Source organism: Streptomyces sp. NRRL S-37, assembly GCF_000721605.1.
Taxonomy (GTDB): domain Bacteria; phylum Actinomycetota; class Actinomycetes; order Streptomycetales; family Streptomycetaceae; genus Streptomyces.
In genome coordinates this window covers 139,362-156,652 of the sequence record NZ_JOIZ01000017.1, presented here as the reverse complement: position 1 = coordinate 156,652, position 17,291 = coordinate 139,362, and the positions used below count along the sequence as shown (strand labels likewise).

The 17,291-nt window shown below is 70.9% G+C and carries 14 protein-coding genes; 11 read left to right on the top strand and 3 right to left on the bottom strand.

Annotation, left to right across the window (positions count from 1 at the left end):
* The first annotated feature begins 9 nt into the window (after positions 1-9).
* From ilvN to serA, 3 genes are all read left to right on the top strand, one after another.
* Positions 10-534: an acetolactate synthase small subunit gene (ilvN, locus tag IH50_RS0124645; protein WP_030866294.1), complete on the top strand. Its 525-nt coding sequence runs from the start codon at positions 10-12 to the stop codon at positions 532-534.
* Positions 535-658: 124 nt separating this feature from the next.
* Positions 659-1,657, top strand: coding sequence for a ketol-acid reductoisomerase (ilvC, locus tag IH50_RS0124640; RefSeq protein ID WP_030866292.1), 999 nt, complete (start codon positions 659-661; stop codon positions 1,655-1,657).
* A gap of 265 nt (positions 1,658-1,922) precedes the next feature.
* Positions 1,923-3,512 (top strand): phosphoglycerate dehydrogenase, encoded by a 1,590-nt coding sequence (serA, locus tag IH50_RS0124635; RefSeq protein ID WP_030866290.1) that lies wholly within the window; start codon positions 1,923-1,925, stop codon positions 3,510-3,512.
* Positions 3,513-3,559: 47 nt separating this feature from the next.
* Here the strand turns inward: serA and IH50_RS0124630 are convergent, their stop codons facing one another.
* Positions 3,560-5,101 carry an MFS transporter gene (locus IH50_RS0124630; RefSeq protein WP_030866288.1) on the bottom strand — a complete coding sequence of 514 codons (1,542 nt, stop codon included), beginning with the start codon at positions 5,099-5,101 and terminating at the stop codon, positions 3,560-3,562.
* An 84-nt stretch (positions 5,102-5,185) separates the two neighbouring features.
* Between IH50_RS0124630 and IH50_RS0124625 the strand changes: the two genes are divergently transcribed.
* Positions 5,186-5,776 (top strand): TetR/AcrR family transcriptional regulator, encoded by a 591-nt coding sequence (locus IH50_RS0124625; RefSeq protein WP_030866285.1) that lies wholly within the window; start codon positions 5,186-5,188, stop codon positions 5,774-5,776.
* Here the strand turns inward: IH50_RS0124625 and IH50_RS0124620 are convergent.
* Positions 5,757-6,974: a PucR family transcriptional regulator gene (locus IH50_RS0124620; protein ID WP_199822130.1), complete on the bottom strand. Its 1,218-nt coding sequence runs from the start codon at positions 6,972-6,974 to the stop codon at positions 5,757-5,759. The two genes, IH50_RS0124625 and IH50_RS0124620, sit on opposite strands and share 20 nt — an antisense overlap.
* Positions 6,975-7,112: 138 nt before the next feature.
* On the opposite strand from IH50_RS0124620, the gene IH50_RS0124615 reads away from it, so the two are divergent.
* The 7 genes from IH50_RS0124615 to IH50_RS0124585 all read left to right on the top strand — a co-directional run bounded on the left by IH50_RS0124615 (position 7,113) and on the right by IH50_RS0124585 (position 16,137).
* Positions 7,113-8,039 (top strand): proline dehydrogenase family protein, encoded by a 927-nt coding sequence (locus tag IH50_RS0124615; RefSeq protein WP_030866281.1) that lies wholly within the window; start codon positions 7,113-7,115, stop codon positions 8,037-8,039.
* 173 nt (positions 8,040-8,212) lie between these two features.
* The gene (gene pruA / locus IH50_RS0124610) at positions 8,213-9,844 is read left to right on the top strand and encodes an L-glutamate gamma-semialdehyde dehydrogenase (protein WP_030866279.1); all 1,632 of its coding nucleotides are present in this window, start codon (positions 8,213-8,215) and stop codon (positions 9,842-9,844) included.
* A gap of 303 nt (positions 9,845-10,147) precedes the next feature.
* Positions 10,148-10,279: a hypothetical protein gene (locus IH50_RS43185; RefSeq protein ID WP_107062132.1), complete on the top strand. Its 132-nt coding sequence runs from the start codon at positions 10,148-10,150 to the stop codon at positions 10,277-10,279.
* Positions 10,280-10,346: 67 nt separating this feature from the next.
* Positions 10,347-11,390 carry a 3-isopropylmalate dehydrogenase gene (locus IH50_RS0124600; RefSeq protein ID WP_030866277.1) on the top strand — a complete coding sequence of 348 codons (1,044 nt, stop codon included), beginning with the start codon at positions 10,347-10,349 and terminating at the stop codon, positions 11,388-11,390.
* A 247-nt stretch (positions 11,391-11,637) separates the two neighbouring features.
* Positions 11,638-12,726 (top strand): branched-chain amino acid aminotransferase, encoded by a 1,089-nt coding sequence (locus IH50_RS0124595; protein ID WP_030866275.1) that lies wholly within the window; start codon positions 11,638-11,640, stop codon positions 12,724-12,726.
* A gap of 318 nt (positions 12,727-13,044) precedes the next feature.
* Complete coding sequence (gene cimA, locus IH50_RS0124590) at positions 13,045-14,649, top strand: citramalate synthase (protein WP_030866272.1); 1,605 nt, start codon at positions 13,045-13,047, stop codon at positions 14,647-14,649.
* A gap of 120 nt (positions 14,650-14,769) precedes the next feature.
* A complete protein-coding gene (locus IH50_RS0124585) occupies positions 14,770-16,137 on the top strand; it encodes a hypothetical protein (RefSeq protein WP_030866269.1) in 1,368 nt (455 codons plus the stop codon).
* Positions 16,138-16,621: 484 nt separating this feature from the next.
* Here IH50_RS0124585 and IH50_RS0124580 read toward each other — a convergent pair whose 3' ends face one another.
* Complete coding sequence (locus tag IH50_RS0124580; protein WP_030866266.1) at positions 16,622-17,227, bottom strand: YceI family protein; 606 nt, start codon at positions 17,225-17,227, stop codon at positions 16,622-16,624.
* Positions 17,228-17,291 lie beyond the last annotated feature (64 nt).

Genomic DNA, 17,291 nt, shown 5'->3' with positions numbered 1-17,291 from the left:
AAGCAGATCATGTCCAAGCACACGCTCTCCGTCCTGGTGGAGAACACCCCGGGCATCCTGGCCCGGATCGCCGCCCTGTTCTCCCGCCGCGGCTTCAACATCGACTCGCTCGCCGTCGGCGTCACCGAGCACGCCGACATCTCCCGCATCACCATCGTGGTGAGCGTCGAGGAGTTCCCGCTGGAGCAGGTCACCAAGCAGCTCAACAAGCTCGTCAACGTGCTGAAGATCGTCGAGCTCGAACCCGGGCAGGCCGTCCAGCGTGAACTCGTTCTGGTGAAGGTGCGCGCCGACAACGAGACGCGCTCCCAGATCGTCGAGATCGTCCAGCTGTTCCGCGCCAAGACCGTGGACGTCTCCCCGGAGGCCGTGACCATCGAGGCCACCGGCAGCAGCGACAAGCTGTCCGCCATGCTCAAGATGCTGGAGCCGTTCGGCATCAAGGAGCTCGTCCAGTCCGGCACGATCGCGATCGGACGCGGTGGCCGTTCCATCACGGACCGGTCGCTGCGCGCCCTGGACCGGTCGGCGTAAGACGTAAGACCCGGAACGGGCGGCCGGCCGCGAAACGGCCGCCCGTATTCCGAGACTCCGAGACTTCCCTTCCCCTCACCGGCATACGGTGGGACGCAACACCTGCACTCAAGGAGAGAACCCAGTGGCCGAGCTGTTCTACGACGCCGACGCCGACCTGTCCATCATCCAGGGCCGCAAGGTCGCGGTCATCGGTTACGGCAGTCAGGGCCACGCCCACGCCCTGTCGCTGCGTGACTCGGGTGTCGACGTGCGCGTCGGTCTGCACGAGGGCTCCAAGTCCAAGGCGAAGGCCGAGGAGCAGGGCCTGCGCGTGGTGAGCCCGGCCGAGGCCGCCGCCGAGGCCGACGTCATCATGATCCTGGTCCCGGACCCGATCCAGGCCCAGGTCTACGAGGAGCACATCAAGGACAACCTGAAGGACGGCGACGCGCTGTTCTTCGGGCACGGCCTGAACATCCGCTACGGCTTCATCAAGCCCCCGGCCGGCGTGGACGTCTGCATGGTCGCCCCCAAGGGCCCGGGTCACCTGGTGCGCCGTCAGTACGAGGAGGGCCGCGGCGTTCCCTGCATCGCCGCCGTCGAGCAGGACGCCACCGGCAACGGCTTCGCGCTGGCCCTGTCGTACGCGAAGGGCATCGGCGGCACCCGCGCCGGCGTCATCAAGACGACCTTCACCGAGGAGACCGAGACCGACCTGTTCGGCGAGCAGGCCGTGCTCTGCGGTGGCACCGCGGCGCTGGTCAAGGCGGGCTTCGAGACGCTGACCGAGGCCGGTTACCAGCCGGAGATCGCGTACTTCGAGTGCCTGCACGAGCTGAAGCTGATCGTGGACCTCATGTACGAGGGCGGCCTGGAGAAGATGCGCTGGTCGATCTCCGAGACCGCCGAGTGGGGCGACTACGTCACCGGCCCGCGGATCATCACCGACGCCACCAAGGCCGAGATGAAGAAGGTCCTCGCCGAGATCCAGGACGGCACGTTCGCCAAGAACTGGATGGACGAGTACCACGGCGGTCTGAAGAAGTACAACGAGTACAAGCAGCAGGACTCCGAGCACCTGCTCGAGACCACCGGCAAGGAGCTGCGCAAGCTCATGAGCTGGGTCGACGAAGAGGCGTGAGCCTCACGCCCGGAGGGCCGGAGCGGGATGCTCCGGCCCTCCGGGCGAACCCGGGGTAACGTCGGTGGTACGGCGTTGTCCAACCCGTCCCCCACGGACGGGTGATCCTTCCGAAGCGGCGTAAGACGACGCCCTCGGCGCCACTAGACTGCTGTACAACAAACGCGTCAGGCCCACAGCGTCGTGCGTCTTCCACGCGGCTAGCACTTCTTCACCGCCTGCGGCCGTCGGGACGGCCGTCCGCATTGGACTTGTGAGGACTCACGTGAGCTCGAAACCCGTCGTACTCATCGCTGAAGAGCTGTCGCCCGCCACCGTCGACGCACTCGGTCCGGACTTCGAGATCCGCCACTGCAACGGCGCGGACCGTACCGAGCTGCTCCCGGCCATCGCCGAGGTGGACGCGATCCTGATCCGCTCGGCCACCAAGGTCGACGCCGAGGCGATCGCCGCCGCGAACAGGCTCAAGGTCGTCGCCCGCGCCGGCGTCGGCCTGGACAACGTCGACGTCTCCGCCGCCACCAAGGCCGGCGTGATGGTCGTCAACGCCCCCACGTCGAACATCGTGACCGCCGCCGAGCTCGCCTGCGGTCTGATCGTCGCCACCGCCCGCCACATCCCGCAGGCCAACGCCGCGCTGAAGAACGGCGAGTGGAAGCGCAGCAAGTACACGGGCGTCGAGCTCGCCGAGAAGACCCTCGGTGTCGTCGGCCTGGGCCGCATCGGCGCGCTGGTCGCCCAGCGCATGTCCGGCTTCGGCATGAAGGTCGTCGCCTACGACCCCTACATCCAGCCCGCGCGGGCCGCGCAGATGGGCGTCAAGGTCCTGTCGCTGGACGAGCTGCTCGAGGTCTCCGACTTCATCACCGTCCACCTGCCCAAGACCCCCGAGACCGTCGGCCTCATCGGCGACGAGGCGCTGCGCAAGGTCAAGCCGGGCGTGCGCGTCATCAACGCCGCGCGTGGCGGCATCGTCGACGAGGAGGCGCTGTACTCGGCGCTCAAGGAGGGCCGCGTCGCCGGCGCCGGCCTCGACGTGTACGCCAAGGAGCCCTGCACCGACTCGCCGCTGTTCGAGTTCGACCAGGTCGTCTGCACCCCGCACCTCGGCGCCTCCACCGACGAGGCGCAGGAGAAGGCCGGTATCGCCGTCGCCCGCTCGGTGCGCCTCGCCCTCGCCGGCGAGCTGGTCCCGGACGCGGTGAACGTACAGGGCGGGGTCATCGCCGAGGACGTCAAGCCGGGTCTGCCGCTCGCCGAGCGCCTCGGCCGCATCTTCACCGCGCTCGCCGGTGAGGTCGCGGTCCGCCTCGACGTCGAGGTCTACGGCGAGATCACCCAGCACGACGTGAAGGTCCTCGAACTCTCCGCGCTCAAGGGCGTCTTCGAGGACGTCGTCGACGAGACGGTGTCCTACGTCAACGCCCCGCTGTTCGCCCAGGAGCGCGGTGTCGAGGTCCGGCTGACCACCAGCTCCGAGTCGGCCGACCACCGCAACGTCGTCACCGTGCGCGGCACCCTCTCCGACGGCGAGGAGATCTCGGTCTCCGGCACGCTGGCCGGTCCCAAGCACGTCCAGAAGATCGTCGCGGTCGGCGAGTACGACGTCGACCTGGCGCTCGCCGACCACATGCTCGTGCTGCGCTACGAGGACCGTCCGGGTGTCGTCGGCACCGTGGGCCGTGTCCTCGGTGAGGCGGGCATCAACATCGCCGGCATGCAGGTCGCCCGTGCGACGGTCGGCGGCGAGGCGCTCGCCGTGCTGACCGTCGACGACACGGTGGCCGCCGGGGTGCTCGGTGAGCTGGCCGCGGAGATCGGGGCGACGTCCGCCCGGTCGGTCAACCTGGTCTGAGGTACCCGGGGGCAGCGCCCCCGGGTACCTCGCTTCGGGTCTGGTTCTCACACGCCGGACGGGCTGAGCCGCTCAGCCTGTCCGGCGTTGTCCATGTCCGCGCGGACCCGGATCCGTCGCAGCCCGGCCGCCGCCAGTCCCGCCGCCCCCAGGAGCAGCACCGCGCCCGCGATCGCCGCCGCCTGCATCCCGCCGGTGAACGCCTCGTGGGCCGCCGTCGCCAGGGCGTCCCCCGCGCGCCCCGGCAGTCCGGCGGCGACGGCCAGCGCGCCGCCCAGGGTCTCCTGGGCCATCGCGGGGGCCGCGTCCGGCATCTCGTGGCGGTAGACGGCCGTACCGATGGAGCCGAGGGCGGCCATCCCCAGCGCACCGCCGAACTCCGTGCCCGTCTCCAGCAGGGAGGACGCGGCCCCCGCCTTCTCGACCGGCGCCGAGCTCAGGGCCAGGTCGGTGAGGAGCGACATCACGACGACGATGCCCGAGGCCATCACCCCGCACGCGGCCAGCACCAGCCACAGCGAGTCCGGCCCGGCCAGGGCCAGCAGCCCGTAACCGCCTGCCGAGATCACGAAGCCGGCCGTCACGACGTACGCGCGCTCCACGCCCCGCTGGACGAGCCGGGCGGCGACCGGTGCGGCGGCGCCGATCAGCAGCGACGGCAGCAGGCTCCACAGCGCGGCCTCCAGCGCGCTCTTGCCGAGGACCGACTGCAGGTACTGGGTGGTGAAGTACGCCGAGCCCATCATCCCGAAGGCCGACAGGGTGTTGAGGGTGAGCGCGGGGGTGAAGCCGTGCCCGCGGAAGAGGGCCGGCGAGATCATCGGTGAGGCCGTGGTGCGCTGCCGGTGCACGAACAGCACCGCGAACAGCAGGCCGACGGTGATCGAGACGACGTAGCGGACGTTCCAGCCCTCGGAGGGCAGTTCCTTCAGGCCGTAGACCACGGGCAGGACCGCCGCCATCGACAGCGGGACGCTCAGCAGGTCGAAGCGGCCGGGGGAGGGGTTCTTCGACTCGGGGAGCAGCACCGGGCCGAGGACCAGCAGCAGGGCCATGGCGGGCAGGTTGACCAGGAAGACCGAGCCCCACCAGAAGTGCTCGACGAGGACGCCGCTCATCACCGAGCCGAGCGCGATCCCGGCCGTCATCACCCCGGACCACAGTCCGATCGCCTTCGCCCGCTGGGCGGGGTCGGTGAACATCGTGCGCACCAGCGCCATCGTCGACGGCATCAGGGTGGCGCCGCCGATGCCGAGGACCGCGCGGGCCGCGATCAGCGTCTCGGCGGTGTGCGCGTAGGCCGCGAGGAGCGAGGCGGCGCCGAAGGCCGCGGCCCCGAGGAGGAGCAGCCTGCGGCGGCCGACGCGGTCGCCGAGGGCGCCCATCGTCATCAGCAGGCCGGCCAGGACGAAGCCGTAGATGTCGAAGATCCACAGCTGCTGGGTGCCGCTCGGTTCCAGGTCGGCGCTGATCTCGGGGATCGCGAAGTAGAGGACGGAGACGTCCATCGAGACCAGCAGCAGCGGGAGCATCAGCACGGTGAGCGCGGTCCACTCGCGGCGGCCGGCGCGGGGCGGATTCGTTGTCATGGCGGTGACTGTACGCACGTCTTATACGCTTGTCTAGGACGGCCGTTTAATACGTGCGTATGGAGGGGTGGGTAAGGTGACGCCATGGGACACCGTGAGGATCTGCTGGAGGGCGCCAGGCGCTGCCTGCTCGCCAAGGGCTTCGTGCGCACGACGGCGCGGGACATCGTCAAGGAGTCGGGGACCAACCTGGCGTCCATCGGCTACCACTACGGGTCGAAGGACGCGCTGCTCGCGCAGGCCTATGTGTCCCTGGTCGAGGGGATGGGCGGCGCCTTCGAGGGTGACGGGACCGTGGACGAGACCGTGCCCGGCTCCCTGGAGCGGTTCGAGCGGGTGTGGTCGAACATCATCGGCACCATGAAGGAGCCCGGCTCGGTGTGGCGGCTCAGCATGGAGGTCCTCGCCCTCGGCGACCGGCTCCCCGAGGTCCGCGACCATCTGGCGGCGGCGCAGCGCGAGGCCGGGCGCGGTCTGGTCCCGCTGCTGATGGGCGGCCGGGAGGAGGACGTGTCCGACGAGACCGCGGACACGGTCGGCGCGTTCTACGTGACCCTGATGACGGGCCTCATCGCCCAGTGGACCTTCGACCCGAAGTCCGCGCCCGACGGCGGGCGGCTGACCGCCGGCCTGCGCCGGGTGATCGGGGCCGCCACTACAGGCGGGCGGCCTTGAGCGCCATGTGCAGCAGCAGCCGGTCCTCGCCGTCGTCCAGGTCCAGGCCGGTGAGCTGCTCGATCCGCGACAGCCGGTAGTACAGGGTCTGGCGGTGGATGCCCAGCTCGGCGGCCGTGCGGCCGGCCTGGCCCGCGCGGTCGAGGTAGACCTCGGCGGTGCGGGCGAGTTCGGCGTGCGCGGGGGAGAGCAGAGGGCTGACGGCGGGGTCGCGGGCGGCGCCCGGGGGCAGCGCGGTCAGCAGCCGGAACGGGCCGATCGACGCCCACCGGGCGACCGGTCCGAGCCGGGGTTCGGCCAGCGCCGCACGGGCCGACGCCGACGCCTCCTCCCAGGCCGCGCCCAGGTCGGCGAGACCCGCTCGGGGCGCGGCGATCCCGGCGGCGACCGGGGGACCGCCCGACCCCGCCCGCTCCAGCAGCCGTGAGGCCGCCGTCGTCGCCGGGGCCAGTACGTCCGTCGAGCGCAGCCGCAGCAGCAGGGCCAGCGACAGGGCGGTGGCACCCCACGGCAGGGTGCACAGCGCCGTCGCCCCCGGCACCGTACGCACCGAGGGGGCGTCGTCCGGATCGGTGGCGGGCCAGGGAGCGACACAGACCACCGTGTACGGACCGTCGGCGCGGCCGCCCAGGGCGGTGCGCAGCTCGGCGACGGCCATCTCCCGCTGCCAGTCCCGCTCCGCCGTCAGCACCGCGCGCAGCTCCCGCGTGAGGTCGGCGCCGTGCTGGGCCTCGTCCGCGAGCAGCGCGCCGATCCGCGCCGTCACCCGCATGGCCGCGTCCAGCTGCCGCTCCGAGGGGCCGGGGTCGTAGTCGAGCAGCCAGACGTAGCCGAGGACGACTCCCCGATGGCGTACCGGCAGGCAGATCCGTCCCCGGTGCACGCCCGCCTCCGGGGTGCGCGGGATGCGGACCGGGCCGGTCGCGCGGGTGATGCCGAAGCCCTCGAACCAGGCGCGGACGGCGGCCGTCGAGCGGCGGGTCAGGATCGAGCGGGTGCGCACCGGGTCCAGCGCGGACGGATCGAGGTCGCCCTCGCTGTCGTACGCCCCGAAGGCGATCAGCTCGAAGTCCCGGTTCTCCAGGGTCGCCGGAGCGCCCAGCAGCTCCGAGATCTCGTCCACCAGCTCCTGGTAGTCGTCCCTGTGTTCCGATGCCACCCGGGCATTCTGCCGCAAAATTCCAACGCCTTCATACATCTGTCTGAGATCTGCGGCACGGATGCGTGACAGCTGTCGATGGTCCACGATCGGGGGCATCCGTAGGTTTCACGGTGGTTCTCCGTGCCGTACCCGAAGCGTCGGGTGACGGCCTCATGCAGCTTGTGGAGGTGCCCCGTGCTGGGTCCCGTGATTCTCGCCGCGTCGCGCAGCGACCGGATGCGACGCCTGATCTCGGCGGCCCCGGTGACCAAGCAGGTCGTCGACCGCTTCATCCCCGGGGAGACCGTCGACGAGGTCCTGCCGATCATCCGGGAACTCACCGGCAACGGCCTGGAACTCACCATGGACGTCGTCGGCGAGGACATCACCACCCCCGAGCAGGCCGCCGCCGCCCGCGACGCGTACCTGGAGCTGATCGGCCGGCTGAAGCCGCTGGAGCTCGGCCCGCGCGCGGAGATGTCCGTCAAGCTGTCGATGTTCGGCCAGGCGCTGGACGGCGGCCACGAGCTGGCCCTCGCCAACGTCCGCCCGGTCGTCGAGGCCGCCGCCGGGATCGGCACCACGGTCACGCTGGACGCCGAGGACCACACCACCCTCGACTCGATGTTCGCCATCCACGAGGAGCTGCGGAAGGACTTCCCGCAGACCGGCTGTGTCATCCAGGCCTACCTCTTCCGCACCGAGGAGGACGCGCGCCGCCTCGCCGCGGCCGGCAGTCGCGTACGGTTGGTGAAGGGCGCCTACAAGGAGCCCGCCGAGGTCGCCTACCAGCAGAAGCACGAGATCGACAAGGCGTACGTGCGCATCCTGCGGACGCTGATGGAGGGCGAGGGCTACCCGATGATCGGGTCCCACGACCCGCGCCTGATCTCCATCGCCCAGGAGCTGGCCCGCACCGCCGGACGAAAGCTCGACGAGTACGAGTTCCAGATGCTCTACGGCATCCGCGGCGACGAGCACCTGCGACTGGCCGCCGAGGGCCACCGCATGCGCGTCTACACGGCCTACGGCACCGACTGGTACGGCTACTTCATGCGCCGCCTGGCGGAGAAGCCGGCGAACCTGCGCTTCTTCCTGCGGAGCATGGTCAGCCGTGGCTGAGACAACTCGGCTGTGCCGCCGCCCGGCTCCGGCCGGGGGTCCGGGGGTTGCCCCCCGGGAAGGCACAGTATGCGCCGCTTGGCGGAGAAGCCGGCGAACCTGCGCTTCTTCGTCCGCAGCATGATCACCAAGGGCTGACACCACACCGCTCACGACAAGGAGTTACGCCACCCATGGACGCTGTGACCCAGGTCCCCACCCCCGTCAACGAGCCGGTGCACGGCTACGCACCCGGGTCGCCCGAGCGCGCCCGGCTGGAGGCCAAGCTCAAGGAGCTGGCCGACAACCCGATCGACCTGCCCTGCACCATCGGCGGTGTCAAGCGGATGGGCGGCGGCGAGCGTTTCGACGTCGTGCAGCCGCACAACCACAAGGCCCGCCTGGGCACCTACGCCAACGCCACGCAGGCGGACGCCCGGGACGCCATCGACGCGGCCCTCGCCGCCGCGCCCGCCTGGCGCGCGATGGCCTTCGACGACCGTGCGGCGATCATCCTGCGCGCCGCCGAGCTGCTGGCCGGCCCCTGGCGCGAGACCATCGCCGCCTCCACCATGCTGGGCCAGTCCAAGACCGCCCAGCAGGCCGAGATCGACAGCCCCTGCGAGCTGGTCGACTTCTGGCGCTTCAACGTCCACTACGCGCGCGGCATCCTCGCCGAGCAGCCCCCGGCCAACTCCCCGGGCGTGTGGAACCGCCTTGACCACCGCCCGCTGGAGGGCTTCGTCTACGCGATCACGCCGTTCAACTTCAGCGCGATCGCCGCCAACCTGCCCACCGCGCCGGCCCTCATGGGCAACGTGGTGGTCTGGAAGCCGTCCCCGACGCAGACCCACGCCGCCGTGCTGCTGATGCAGTTGCTGGAGGAGGCGGGTCTGCCCAAGGGCGTCATCAACCTGGTCACCGGTGACGGCCTGGAGGTCTCCGAGGTCGCCCTGAACCACCGGGACCTGGCCGGCATCCACTTCACCGGCTCGACCAAGACCTTCCAGCACCTGTGGAAGACGGTCGGCCAGAACATCGAGAAGTACCGCACCTACCCGCGCCTGGTCGGCGAGACCGGCGGCAAGGACTTCGTCGTCGCCCACCCGAGCGCCGACCGCGCGGTGCTGAAGACCGCCCTGACCCGCGGTGCCTTCGAGTACCAGGGCCAGAAGTGCAGCGCCACCTCGCGCGCGTACATCCCGGCGTCGATCTGGAACTCCGGCTTCAAGGAGGAGTTCGCGGCCGAGGTCGACGGCATCAAGATGGGTGACGTCACCGACCTGTCCAACTTCATCGGCGCCGTCATCGACGCGCGGTCCTTCGCCAAGAACAAGGCCGCCATCGACCGCGCCAAGGAGGACGCGGCCTGCACGATCGTCGCGGGCGGCTCCTACGACGACTCCGAGGGCTGGTTCGTCCGCCCGACCGTCATCGAGTGCGCCGACCCGGAGAACGAGGTGTTCCGCACCGAGTACTTCGGCCCGATCCTCGCCGTGCACGTCTACGAGGACGACAAGTACGACGAGATGCTGACCCAGATGGAGTCGGTGTCGGACTACGCCCTCACCGGCTCGGTCATCGCGAACGACCGCGCGGCGGCGGCGTACACGATGGAGAAGCTGCGCTACGCGGCCGGCAACTTCTACATCAACGACAAGTCGACCGGCGCCGTCGTCGGCCAGCAGCCCTTCGGCGGCGGCCGTGCCTCCGGCACCAACGACAAGGCCGGCGCCCCGCAGAACCTGATGCGCTGGACGCTGACCCGCGCCATCAAGGAGACGCTGGTTCCGCCGACCGACTACGGCTACCCGCACATGGGCTGACGCCCACCCCGACCCCGGACGGGCCAGGTCACCCCCCGACCTGGCCCGTCCGGTGTTTTCGCAGGTGGGAGCGGTGTGACCGGGTTCGCCGTCTCAGATAGTAGGAAGCCCGAGTAATTGTGCAGACAGATGCGGTCCGCTCCTCTAGCTTTGTAGGAGCCGAACGAATCGCTCGATCAAGCGAACGGCGGTCGTGAGCCGGACCCCGCGCAGGCAACCCCTGCGGTCCGCCGCTCCCCGCCCCACTCGGCGTCTCGCAACCCCCTTTCCGTACTCCACGTATGCCGAAGGAGTCGATGACCCATGGCCGAGACGACCGTCCGCCGCCGCGTCCGTCACACCTCCCGCACCAGCGAATCCGACCGCAGGAACGCCGCCGCCGCGCTCCAGCGCGCCCTCGACCGCAGGGACAACGGCGGTTCGACCGGCCACTGACACGCCGGTGGCGTCCGTATGCCGGACACCGCATGTCATCCCGTGGGACGAGGAGTAGGGTGCCCGCATGTCTCGCAGCATCAATCTCGCAGTGATCCCCGGTGACGGCATCGGCCAGGAGGTCGTGGCCGAAGGTCTCAAGGTCCTCTCCGCCGTCCTTCCGCAGGATGTGAAGCTGGAGACCAAGGAGTACGACTTCGGCGCCAAGCGGTACCACGCCACCGGTGAGACCCTCACCGACGCCGACCTCGACGAGCTGAAGCGGCACGACGCCATCCTGCTCGGCGCCATCGGCGACCCGTCGGTCCCCTCCGGCGTCCTGGAGCGCGGCTTCCTGCTCAAGCTCCGCTTCGCCTTCGACCACCACGTCAACCTGCGTCCGTCGAAGCTCCTTCCGGGTGTCGCCACGCCGCTCGCCGGCCAGCCCGAGATCGACTTCGTGGTCGTCCGCGAAGGCACCGAGGGCCCCTACACGGGCAACGGCGGCACCATCCGCAAGGGCACGCCGCACGAGGTCGCCACCGAGGTGTCCGTCAACACGGCCTTCGGAGTCGAGCGCGTGGTCCGCGACGCCTTCGCCCGCGCCCAGGCCCGCCCCCGCAAGAAGCTCACGCTGGTCCACAAGAACAACGTGCTGACCTTCGCCGGCCACCTGTGGACGAACGTCTTCAACAAGGTGGCCGAGGAGTACCCCGAGGTCACCACCGACTACATCCACGTCGACGCCGCGACGATCTACCTCGTCACCGACCCGGCCCGCTTCGACGTCATCGTCACCGACAACCTCTTCGGCGACATCATCACCGACCTCGCCGCGGCCGTCTCCGGCGGCATCGGCGTCGCGGCCTCCGGCAACATCAACCCGGACCGCGTGTACCCGTCCATGTTCGAGCCCGTCCACGGCTCGGCCCCGGACATCGCCGGCCAGGGCAAGGCCGACCCCAGCGCCACGGTCCTGTCCGTCGCCCTCCTGCTGCGCCACCTCGGTCACGACGCCGAGGCGGCCCGCATCGAGGACGCCGTCTCCGCCGACCTCGCGGAGCGCGGCGGCCTGCCCGCCCGCTCCACCTCGCAGATCGGCGACGCGCTCGCCGCACGAGTAGCCGGCTGACCCGGCGCCCCTCGACACCACTCGAAGCCGCCGGGTCGCATCCGCACCCGGCGGCTTTCCCTGTCCCCGCCGGGTGCCACCATCGACCACCGGGCCGCATCCACCCTGTTCCGTCCGCCGTCGCCTCCGGGCGATAATCGGACGCGGAGCCGCGGAATGAGGGAATGCTCGGACGTCCTAGTACTGGCCACCGGCCGTACGGGAGTGTGCGCGGCCCGTCACTACAACCGGTGAAGGACAACCACTCATGACGACGCCCACGATCGAGCTCAAGCCCTCGGCGCACCCGCTCTCGGACGCAGAGCGCGAGGCGATCCTGGCCAGCCCCGGGTTCGGCCGCCACTTCACCGATCACATGGTGACGATCAAGTGGACCGAGGGCCGCGGCTGGCACGACGGCCAGCTCGTCCCGTACGCGCCGATCCCCCTCGATCCCGCGACCACCGTCCTGCACTACGCGCAGGAGATCTTCGAGGGCCTCAAGGCCTACCGGCAGCCCGACGGTTCCGTCGCCACCTTCCGTCCCGAGAAGAACGCCGAGCGCTTCCAGCGCTCCGCCAAGCGCCTCGCGATGCCCGAGCTGCCGGTCGAGACCTTCATCGAGGCGTGCGACGTCCTCGTCGCCCAGGACCAGGCGTGGGTGCCGGCGCACGGCGGCGAGGAGTCCCTCTACCTGCGCCCGTTCATGATCGCGACCGAGGTCGGGCTGGGTGTGAAGCCCGCCAACGAGTACCTGTTCCTGGTCATCGCCTCCCCGGCCGGCGCCTACTTCCCGGGCGGTGTGAAGCCCGTCTCCATCTGGGTCTCCGAGGACCGTGTCCGCGCCGTCCCCGGCGGCATGGGCGACGCCAAGACCGGCGGCAACTACGCCGCCTCCCTGCTCGCCCAGGCCGAGGCCGCCACCAAGGGCTGCGACCAGGTCTGCTACCTCGACGCGGTCGAGCACCGGTGGGTCGAGGAACTCGGCGGCATGAACCTGTACTTCGTGTACGGCGACAGGATCGTCACCCCCACCCTCAGCGGCTCCATCCTGGAGGGCGTCACCCGTGACTCCCTGCTGGGCGTTGCCCGCGACCTCGGCTACGAGGCCGTCGAGGAGCGCGTCTCCGTCGAGCAGTGGCAGCGCGACTCGGAGAACGGCACCCTCACCGAGGTCTTCGCCTGCGGTACGGCGGCCGTCATCACCCCGGTCGGCACGGTCAAGCGGGCCGGCGCCGAGTGGCGGCAGAGCGGCGGCGAGCCCGGCGAGGTCACCACCCGGCTGCGCCAGGCCCTTCTCGACATCCAGCGCGGCACCGTCGAGGACAAGCACGGCTGGATGCACCGGCTGGGCTGAATCCCCCGCGGGTGAACACACACCGCCCGCATCCTGAGACGGATCGTGAGCACGGGGGCAGCTTGTGCCAGACTGCCCCCGTGCTCTCGTTCGCCACGATTATTGGCAGCAGGCGCGCCGGTCCGCAGTGACCGCACGTACGACACGGTACGGGCGGACACCGTCGTCCTCGACCCGCGCGCAGACCTCTCGCACCCGCGAGGGGTTTTTCTGTTTCCCGGCCCCACCCGCGGCCGGGAACGGGGCGCGAGGGACCATGGGGGAACGGTGGAACCGGTCATTCCGGTAGACCGAGATCAACTCAGGAGCCTTCAGACCATGACCGCAACCAGCGAGCCCGACGACTCGTTCCACGTCTTCGACACCACCCTGCGCGACGGCGCCCAGCGCGAGGGCATCAACCTCACGGTCGCCGACAAGCTCGCCATCGCACGGCACCTGGACGAGTTCGGCGTGGGCTTCATCGAGGGCGGCTGGCCCGGCGCGAACCCGCGGGACACCGAGTTCTTCGCCCGCGCCCGGCAGGAGATCGAGTTCCGGCACGCGACGCTGGTCGCCTTCGGCGCCACCCGCCGCGCCGGCACCAGCGCCGCGCAGGACCCCCAGGTCAGGGCGCTCCTCGACTCCGGCGCACCGGTGATCACGCTGGTCGCGAAGTCCCACGACCGCCATGTCGAGCTCGCCCTGCGTACCACCCTCGACGAGAACCTGGAGATGGTCCGCGACACGGTCTCCTTCCTCACGGGGGAGGGCCGCCGCGTCTTCGTCGACTGCGAGCACTTCTTCGACGGCTACCGCGCCAACCCCGAGTACGCGAAGGCGGTGGTCCGCGCCGCCTCCGAGGCCGGCGCCGACGTGGTCGTCCTGTGCGACACCAACGGCGGCATGCTCCCGGCGCAGATCCAGGCCGTGGTCGCCACCGTGCTCGCCGACACCGGCGCCCGGCTCGGCATCCACGCCCAGGACGACACCGGCTGCGCGGTCGCCAACACCCTCGCCGCCGTCGACGCGGGCGCCACCCACGTCCAGTGCACCGCCAACGGCTACGGCGAGCGCGTCGGCAACGCCAACCTCTTCCCGGTGGTGGCCGCGCTGGAGCTGAAGTACGGCAAGAAGGTCCTCCCGGACGGCCGGCTGTGCGAGATGACCCGCATCTCGCACGCCATCGCCGAGGTCGTCAACCTCACCCCCTCCACGCACCAGCCGTACGTCGGTGTCTCCGCCTTCGCGCACAAGGCCGGACTGCACGCCTCCGCGATCAAGGTCGACCCGGACCTCTACCAGCACATCGACCCCGAGCAGGTCGGCAACACCATGCGGATGCTCGTCTCCGACATGGCCGGGCGCGCCTCCATCGAGCTCAAGGGCAAGGAGCTCGGCATCGACCTCGGCGGCGACCGCGAACTGGTCGGCCGGGTCGTCGAGCGGGTCAAGGAGCGCGAACTCAAGGGCTACACGTACGAGGCGGCCGACGCCTCCTTCGAGCTGCTGCTGCGCGCGGAGACCGAGGGCGGGCCGCTGAAGTACTTCGACGTCGAGTCCTGGCGCGCGATCGTCGAGGACCGCCCCGACGGCACCCACGCCAACGAGGCCACGGTCAAGCTGTGGGCCAAGAGCGAGCGCATCGTCGCCACCGCGGAGGGCAACGGCCCGGTCAACGCCCTGGACCGCGCCCTGCGGGTCGCCCTGGAGAAGATCTACCCGCAGCTCGCCAAGCTGGAGCTGGTCGACTACAAGGTCCGCATCCTGGAGGGCAAGTACGGCACCCAGTCCACCACCCGCGTCCTGATCTCCACGTCCGACGGGGCGGGGGAGTGGTCGACGGTGGGCGTCGCCGACAACGTCATCGCCGCGTCCTGGCAGGCCCTGGAGGACGCCTACACGTACGGGCTGCTGCGGGCCGGGGTGGAACCGGCCGCGTAGGGAGCACCGAGGACGACGGGCCCGGCGGGTCCGGTGGGCCTGCCGGGTCCGGCGGGACGGCACAGGAATTCCCGCCGGGCCCGATGTCTGTTTACCACCCATTTGGGTACGTGCGAACGTATGGAGGCCGCACCGACGCGTATCCACATACGTCTGATACGCCTGCTGATCATGCCGGTGGCCGCCGCACTGGCGGTCCTGATGGCCGGTGCGCCCGGGGCGCAGGCGGCCACGGACCTTTCCGAGATCGCCCGCGCACTGCGCGAGAGTCCCGTCTACGTCGACCCCGGGGCCCGGGACATCCTGGCGGAGTCCGACGCCGAGGCCCTCGCCGACAGGATCGAGGACGCGGACGAACCCGTCTTCGTGGCGGTCCTCCCGGCGGACTACCCGACGCGGAACCTCTTCCAGAACCTGCGCACCGAGACCGGCGTCACCGGTCTGTACGGCATCCGCCTCGGCGACGAGTTCGACGCGCGCGCCGACAGCAGTGTGCTCAGCAACCAGGGTGTGCGGAACCTGGTGACGTCCGTACAGGGCGCCGGCGACGCCAAGGCCCAGCTCAACGACTTCGTCGACAACGCGCTGCGCAGCACCGGCGGCTCCGCGCCGGACTCCTGGAGCGACGGGTCCGGCGGTGGTGTCCCGGTCGGCGGGCTGATCACCGTCGGAGCGCTGGTCGCGGCCGGCGGCGCGGGCATCTACGCGGTGTCCCGCCGCAACCGGCGGCGCCACGAGGAGGAGCGGCGGGCCGCGCTGGAGAAGCTGCGGGTGATGGTGGACGAGGACATCACCGCGTTCGGCGAGGAACTCGACCGCCTCGACTTCCACCCGGCCGAGCCCGGCGCGGACGACGCGATGCGCGCGGACTACGAGCGCGCGCTGGACGCCTACGACAAGTCCAAGTCGTTCATGGCCGCTGCCCGCGAACCGGAGGACGTCCGAGCCGTCACCCAGGCCGTGGAGGACGGCCGCTTCGCCCTCGCCTCCCTCGCCGCGCGCCGGGAGGGGCGCCCGCTGCCGGAGCGCCGCCCGCCCTGCTTCTTCGACCCGCGCCACGGCCCCTCGGTCGCCGACGCCGTCTGGACGCCGCCGGGCGGTGCCGAGCGCGAGGTCCCGGTGTGCGCGGCCGACCGGGCCCGGCTGGCCGACGGCCTCGACCCCGCCGTCCGCGAGGTCGACACCGAGTACGGGCGCCGCCCCTACTGGGACGCCGGTCCCGCGTACGGCCCCTGGGCCGGCGGCTACTTCGGCGGCGGACTGCTGCCCGGCCTGCTCGTCGGCACCATGCTCGGCGGCATGATGGCCGGTCCCGCCTACGCGGCCGACTACGGCGCCGGCTATGGCGACTTCGGCGGTTACGAGGGCGGCGACGTCTCGGGCGCGGACTTCGACGGCGGGGACTTCGGTGGCGACTTCGGCGGGGGCGGAGGCTTCGGCGGAGGCGACTTCGGAGGCGGCGGCGGGGACTTCGGGGGCGGCTTCTGACCGCCCGGCGGATCCCGCCTCGGCCATCCGCGTTCCACCGCGTACCGCTCCCCGGCGGCATGCCACCACCCGGGCGGCGACGCGCCGCCCGGGGCGGCGAGACCGGCCCGCCCGGGATCCAGCCCGAGCCGCCGCAACGCCTCCACGTCGACGGACACGGTGATCCACCCCCGCCACCGCCCGTCACGGTCCGGCCCGCACGCGTGATCCAGCCGCAGCTCCTCCGCGGTGAACGGCATCCAGTCGATCCCCCGCTCACGCAGTCAACCGCACACGGCCGCCCAGGGGCGAAGGCGACCCGGCAGGTTCTCGTACTCGGCGACGACGACCCACCCGGGCCGTGAGAACGCTCCACTGACCGTCATACCGGCCATGATGCGCCTTTCCTGTGACCCCGGTGCGCCGAGCGCCCGCCTTCCCCTGCGGGGACGGGAGGCGGGCGCGCTCAGAAGGCGGCACCGGGCGGGGCGCCGCGCCGGCGGGATCAGGCGTTGCGGATCGCCGAGATGTCGAAGTTCAGCTTGATCTTGTCGGAGACCAGGACGCCGCCCGTCTCCAGTGCCGCGTTCCAGGTCAGGCCCCACTCGGAGCGCAGGATCTCCGCCTTGCCCTCGAAGCCGACGCGCTCGTTGCCGAAGGGGTCCTTCGCGGCGCCGTTGAACTCCAGGTCGATGGTGAGCGGCCGGGTGGTGCCCAGGATGGTCAGGTCGCCGGTGATGCGGTAGTCGTCGCCGCCGAGGGCCTCCGCCCCGGTGGTGCGGAAGGTCATCGTCGGGAACTCGTCCGTCTTGAAGAAGTCGGCGCTCTTCAGGTGGCCGTCACGGTCGGCGTTGCCCGTCTCGATGCTGTCCATCACCACGTCGAGGGTGGCGGTGGACTTGGCCGGGTCGGCGCCGTCCAGGTGCAGCGTGCCGGTGAAGTCCTGGAAGCTGCCCTTGACGTTGGTGACCATGGCGTGCCGGGCGACGAAGCCGAGCGTGGAGTGCGCGGGGTCGATCGTGTACTCGCCGGTCAGCGCGGCCAGGTCCGGGTTGACCGCGGTGGTGGTCGCGGTGGCGGTCTCGTCGTCCTTGCGGCCGAAGATGCCCATGGTGTCCTCCTGCGGGAGTGAGGTTTAATGTTCAACTAACCTGATGAAGTCCACCGTAGACCCA

What these genes read in the sequence shown, in the direction of transcription:
- IH50_RS0124585 (WP_030866269.1), top strand. Translation starts at nt 14,770, where the DNA reads ATGGAGGCCGCACCGACGCGTATCCACATACGTCTGATACGCCTGCTG.
- IH50_RS0124580 (WP_030866266.1), bottom strand. Translation starts at nt 17,227, where the DNA reads ATGGGCATCTTCGGCCGCAAGGACGACGAGACCGCCACCGCGACCACC.
- cimA (WP_030866272.1), top strand. Translation starts at nt 13,045, where the DNA reads ATGACCGCAACCAGCGAGCCCGACGACTCGTTCCACGTCTTCGACACC.
- IH50_RS43185 (WP_107062132.1), top strand. Translation starts at nt 10,148, where the DNA reads ATGGCCGAGACGACCGTCCGCCGCCGCGTCCGTCACACCTCCCGCACC.
- IH50_RS0124595 (WP_030866275.1), top strand. Translation starts at nt 11,638, where the DNA reads ATGACGACGCCCACGATCGAGCTCAAGCCCTCGGCGCACCCGCTCTCG.
- ilvN (WP_030866294.1), top strand. Translation starts at nt 10, where the DNA reads ATGTCCAAGCACACGCTCTCCGTCCTGGTGGAGAACACCCCGGGCATC.
- IH50_RS0124630 (WP_030866288.1), bottom strand. Translation starts at nt 5,101, where the DNA reads ATGACAACGAATCCGCCCCGCGCCGGCCGCCGCGAGTGGACCGCGCTC.
- IH50_RS0124620 (WP_199822130.1), bottom strand. Translation starts at nt 6,974, where the DNA reads ATGTATGAAGGCGTTGGAATTTTGCGGCAGAATGCCCGGGTGGCATCG.
- IH50_RS0124625 (WP_030866285.1), top strand. Translation starts at nt 5,186, where the DNA reads ATGGGACACCGTGAGGATCTGCTGGAGGGCGCCAGGCGCTGCCTGCTC.
- IH50_RS0124600 (WP_030866277.1), top strand. Translation starts at nt 10,347, where the DNA reads ATGTCTCGCAGCATCAATCTCGCAGTGATCCCCGGTGACGGCATCGGC.
- pruA (WP_030866279.1), top strand. Translation starts at nt 8,213, where the DNA reads ATGGACGCTGTGACCCAGGTCCCCACCCCCGTCAACGAGCCGGTGCAC.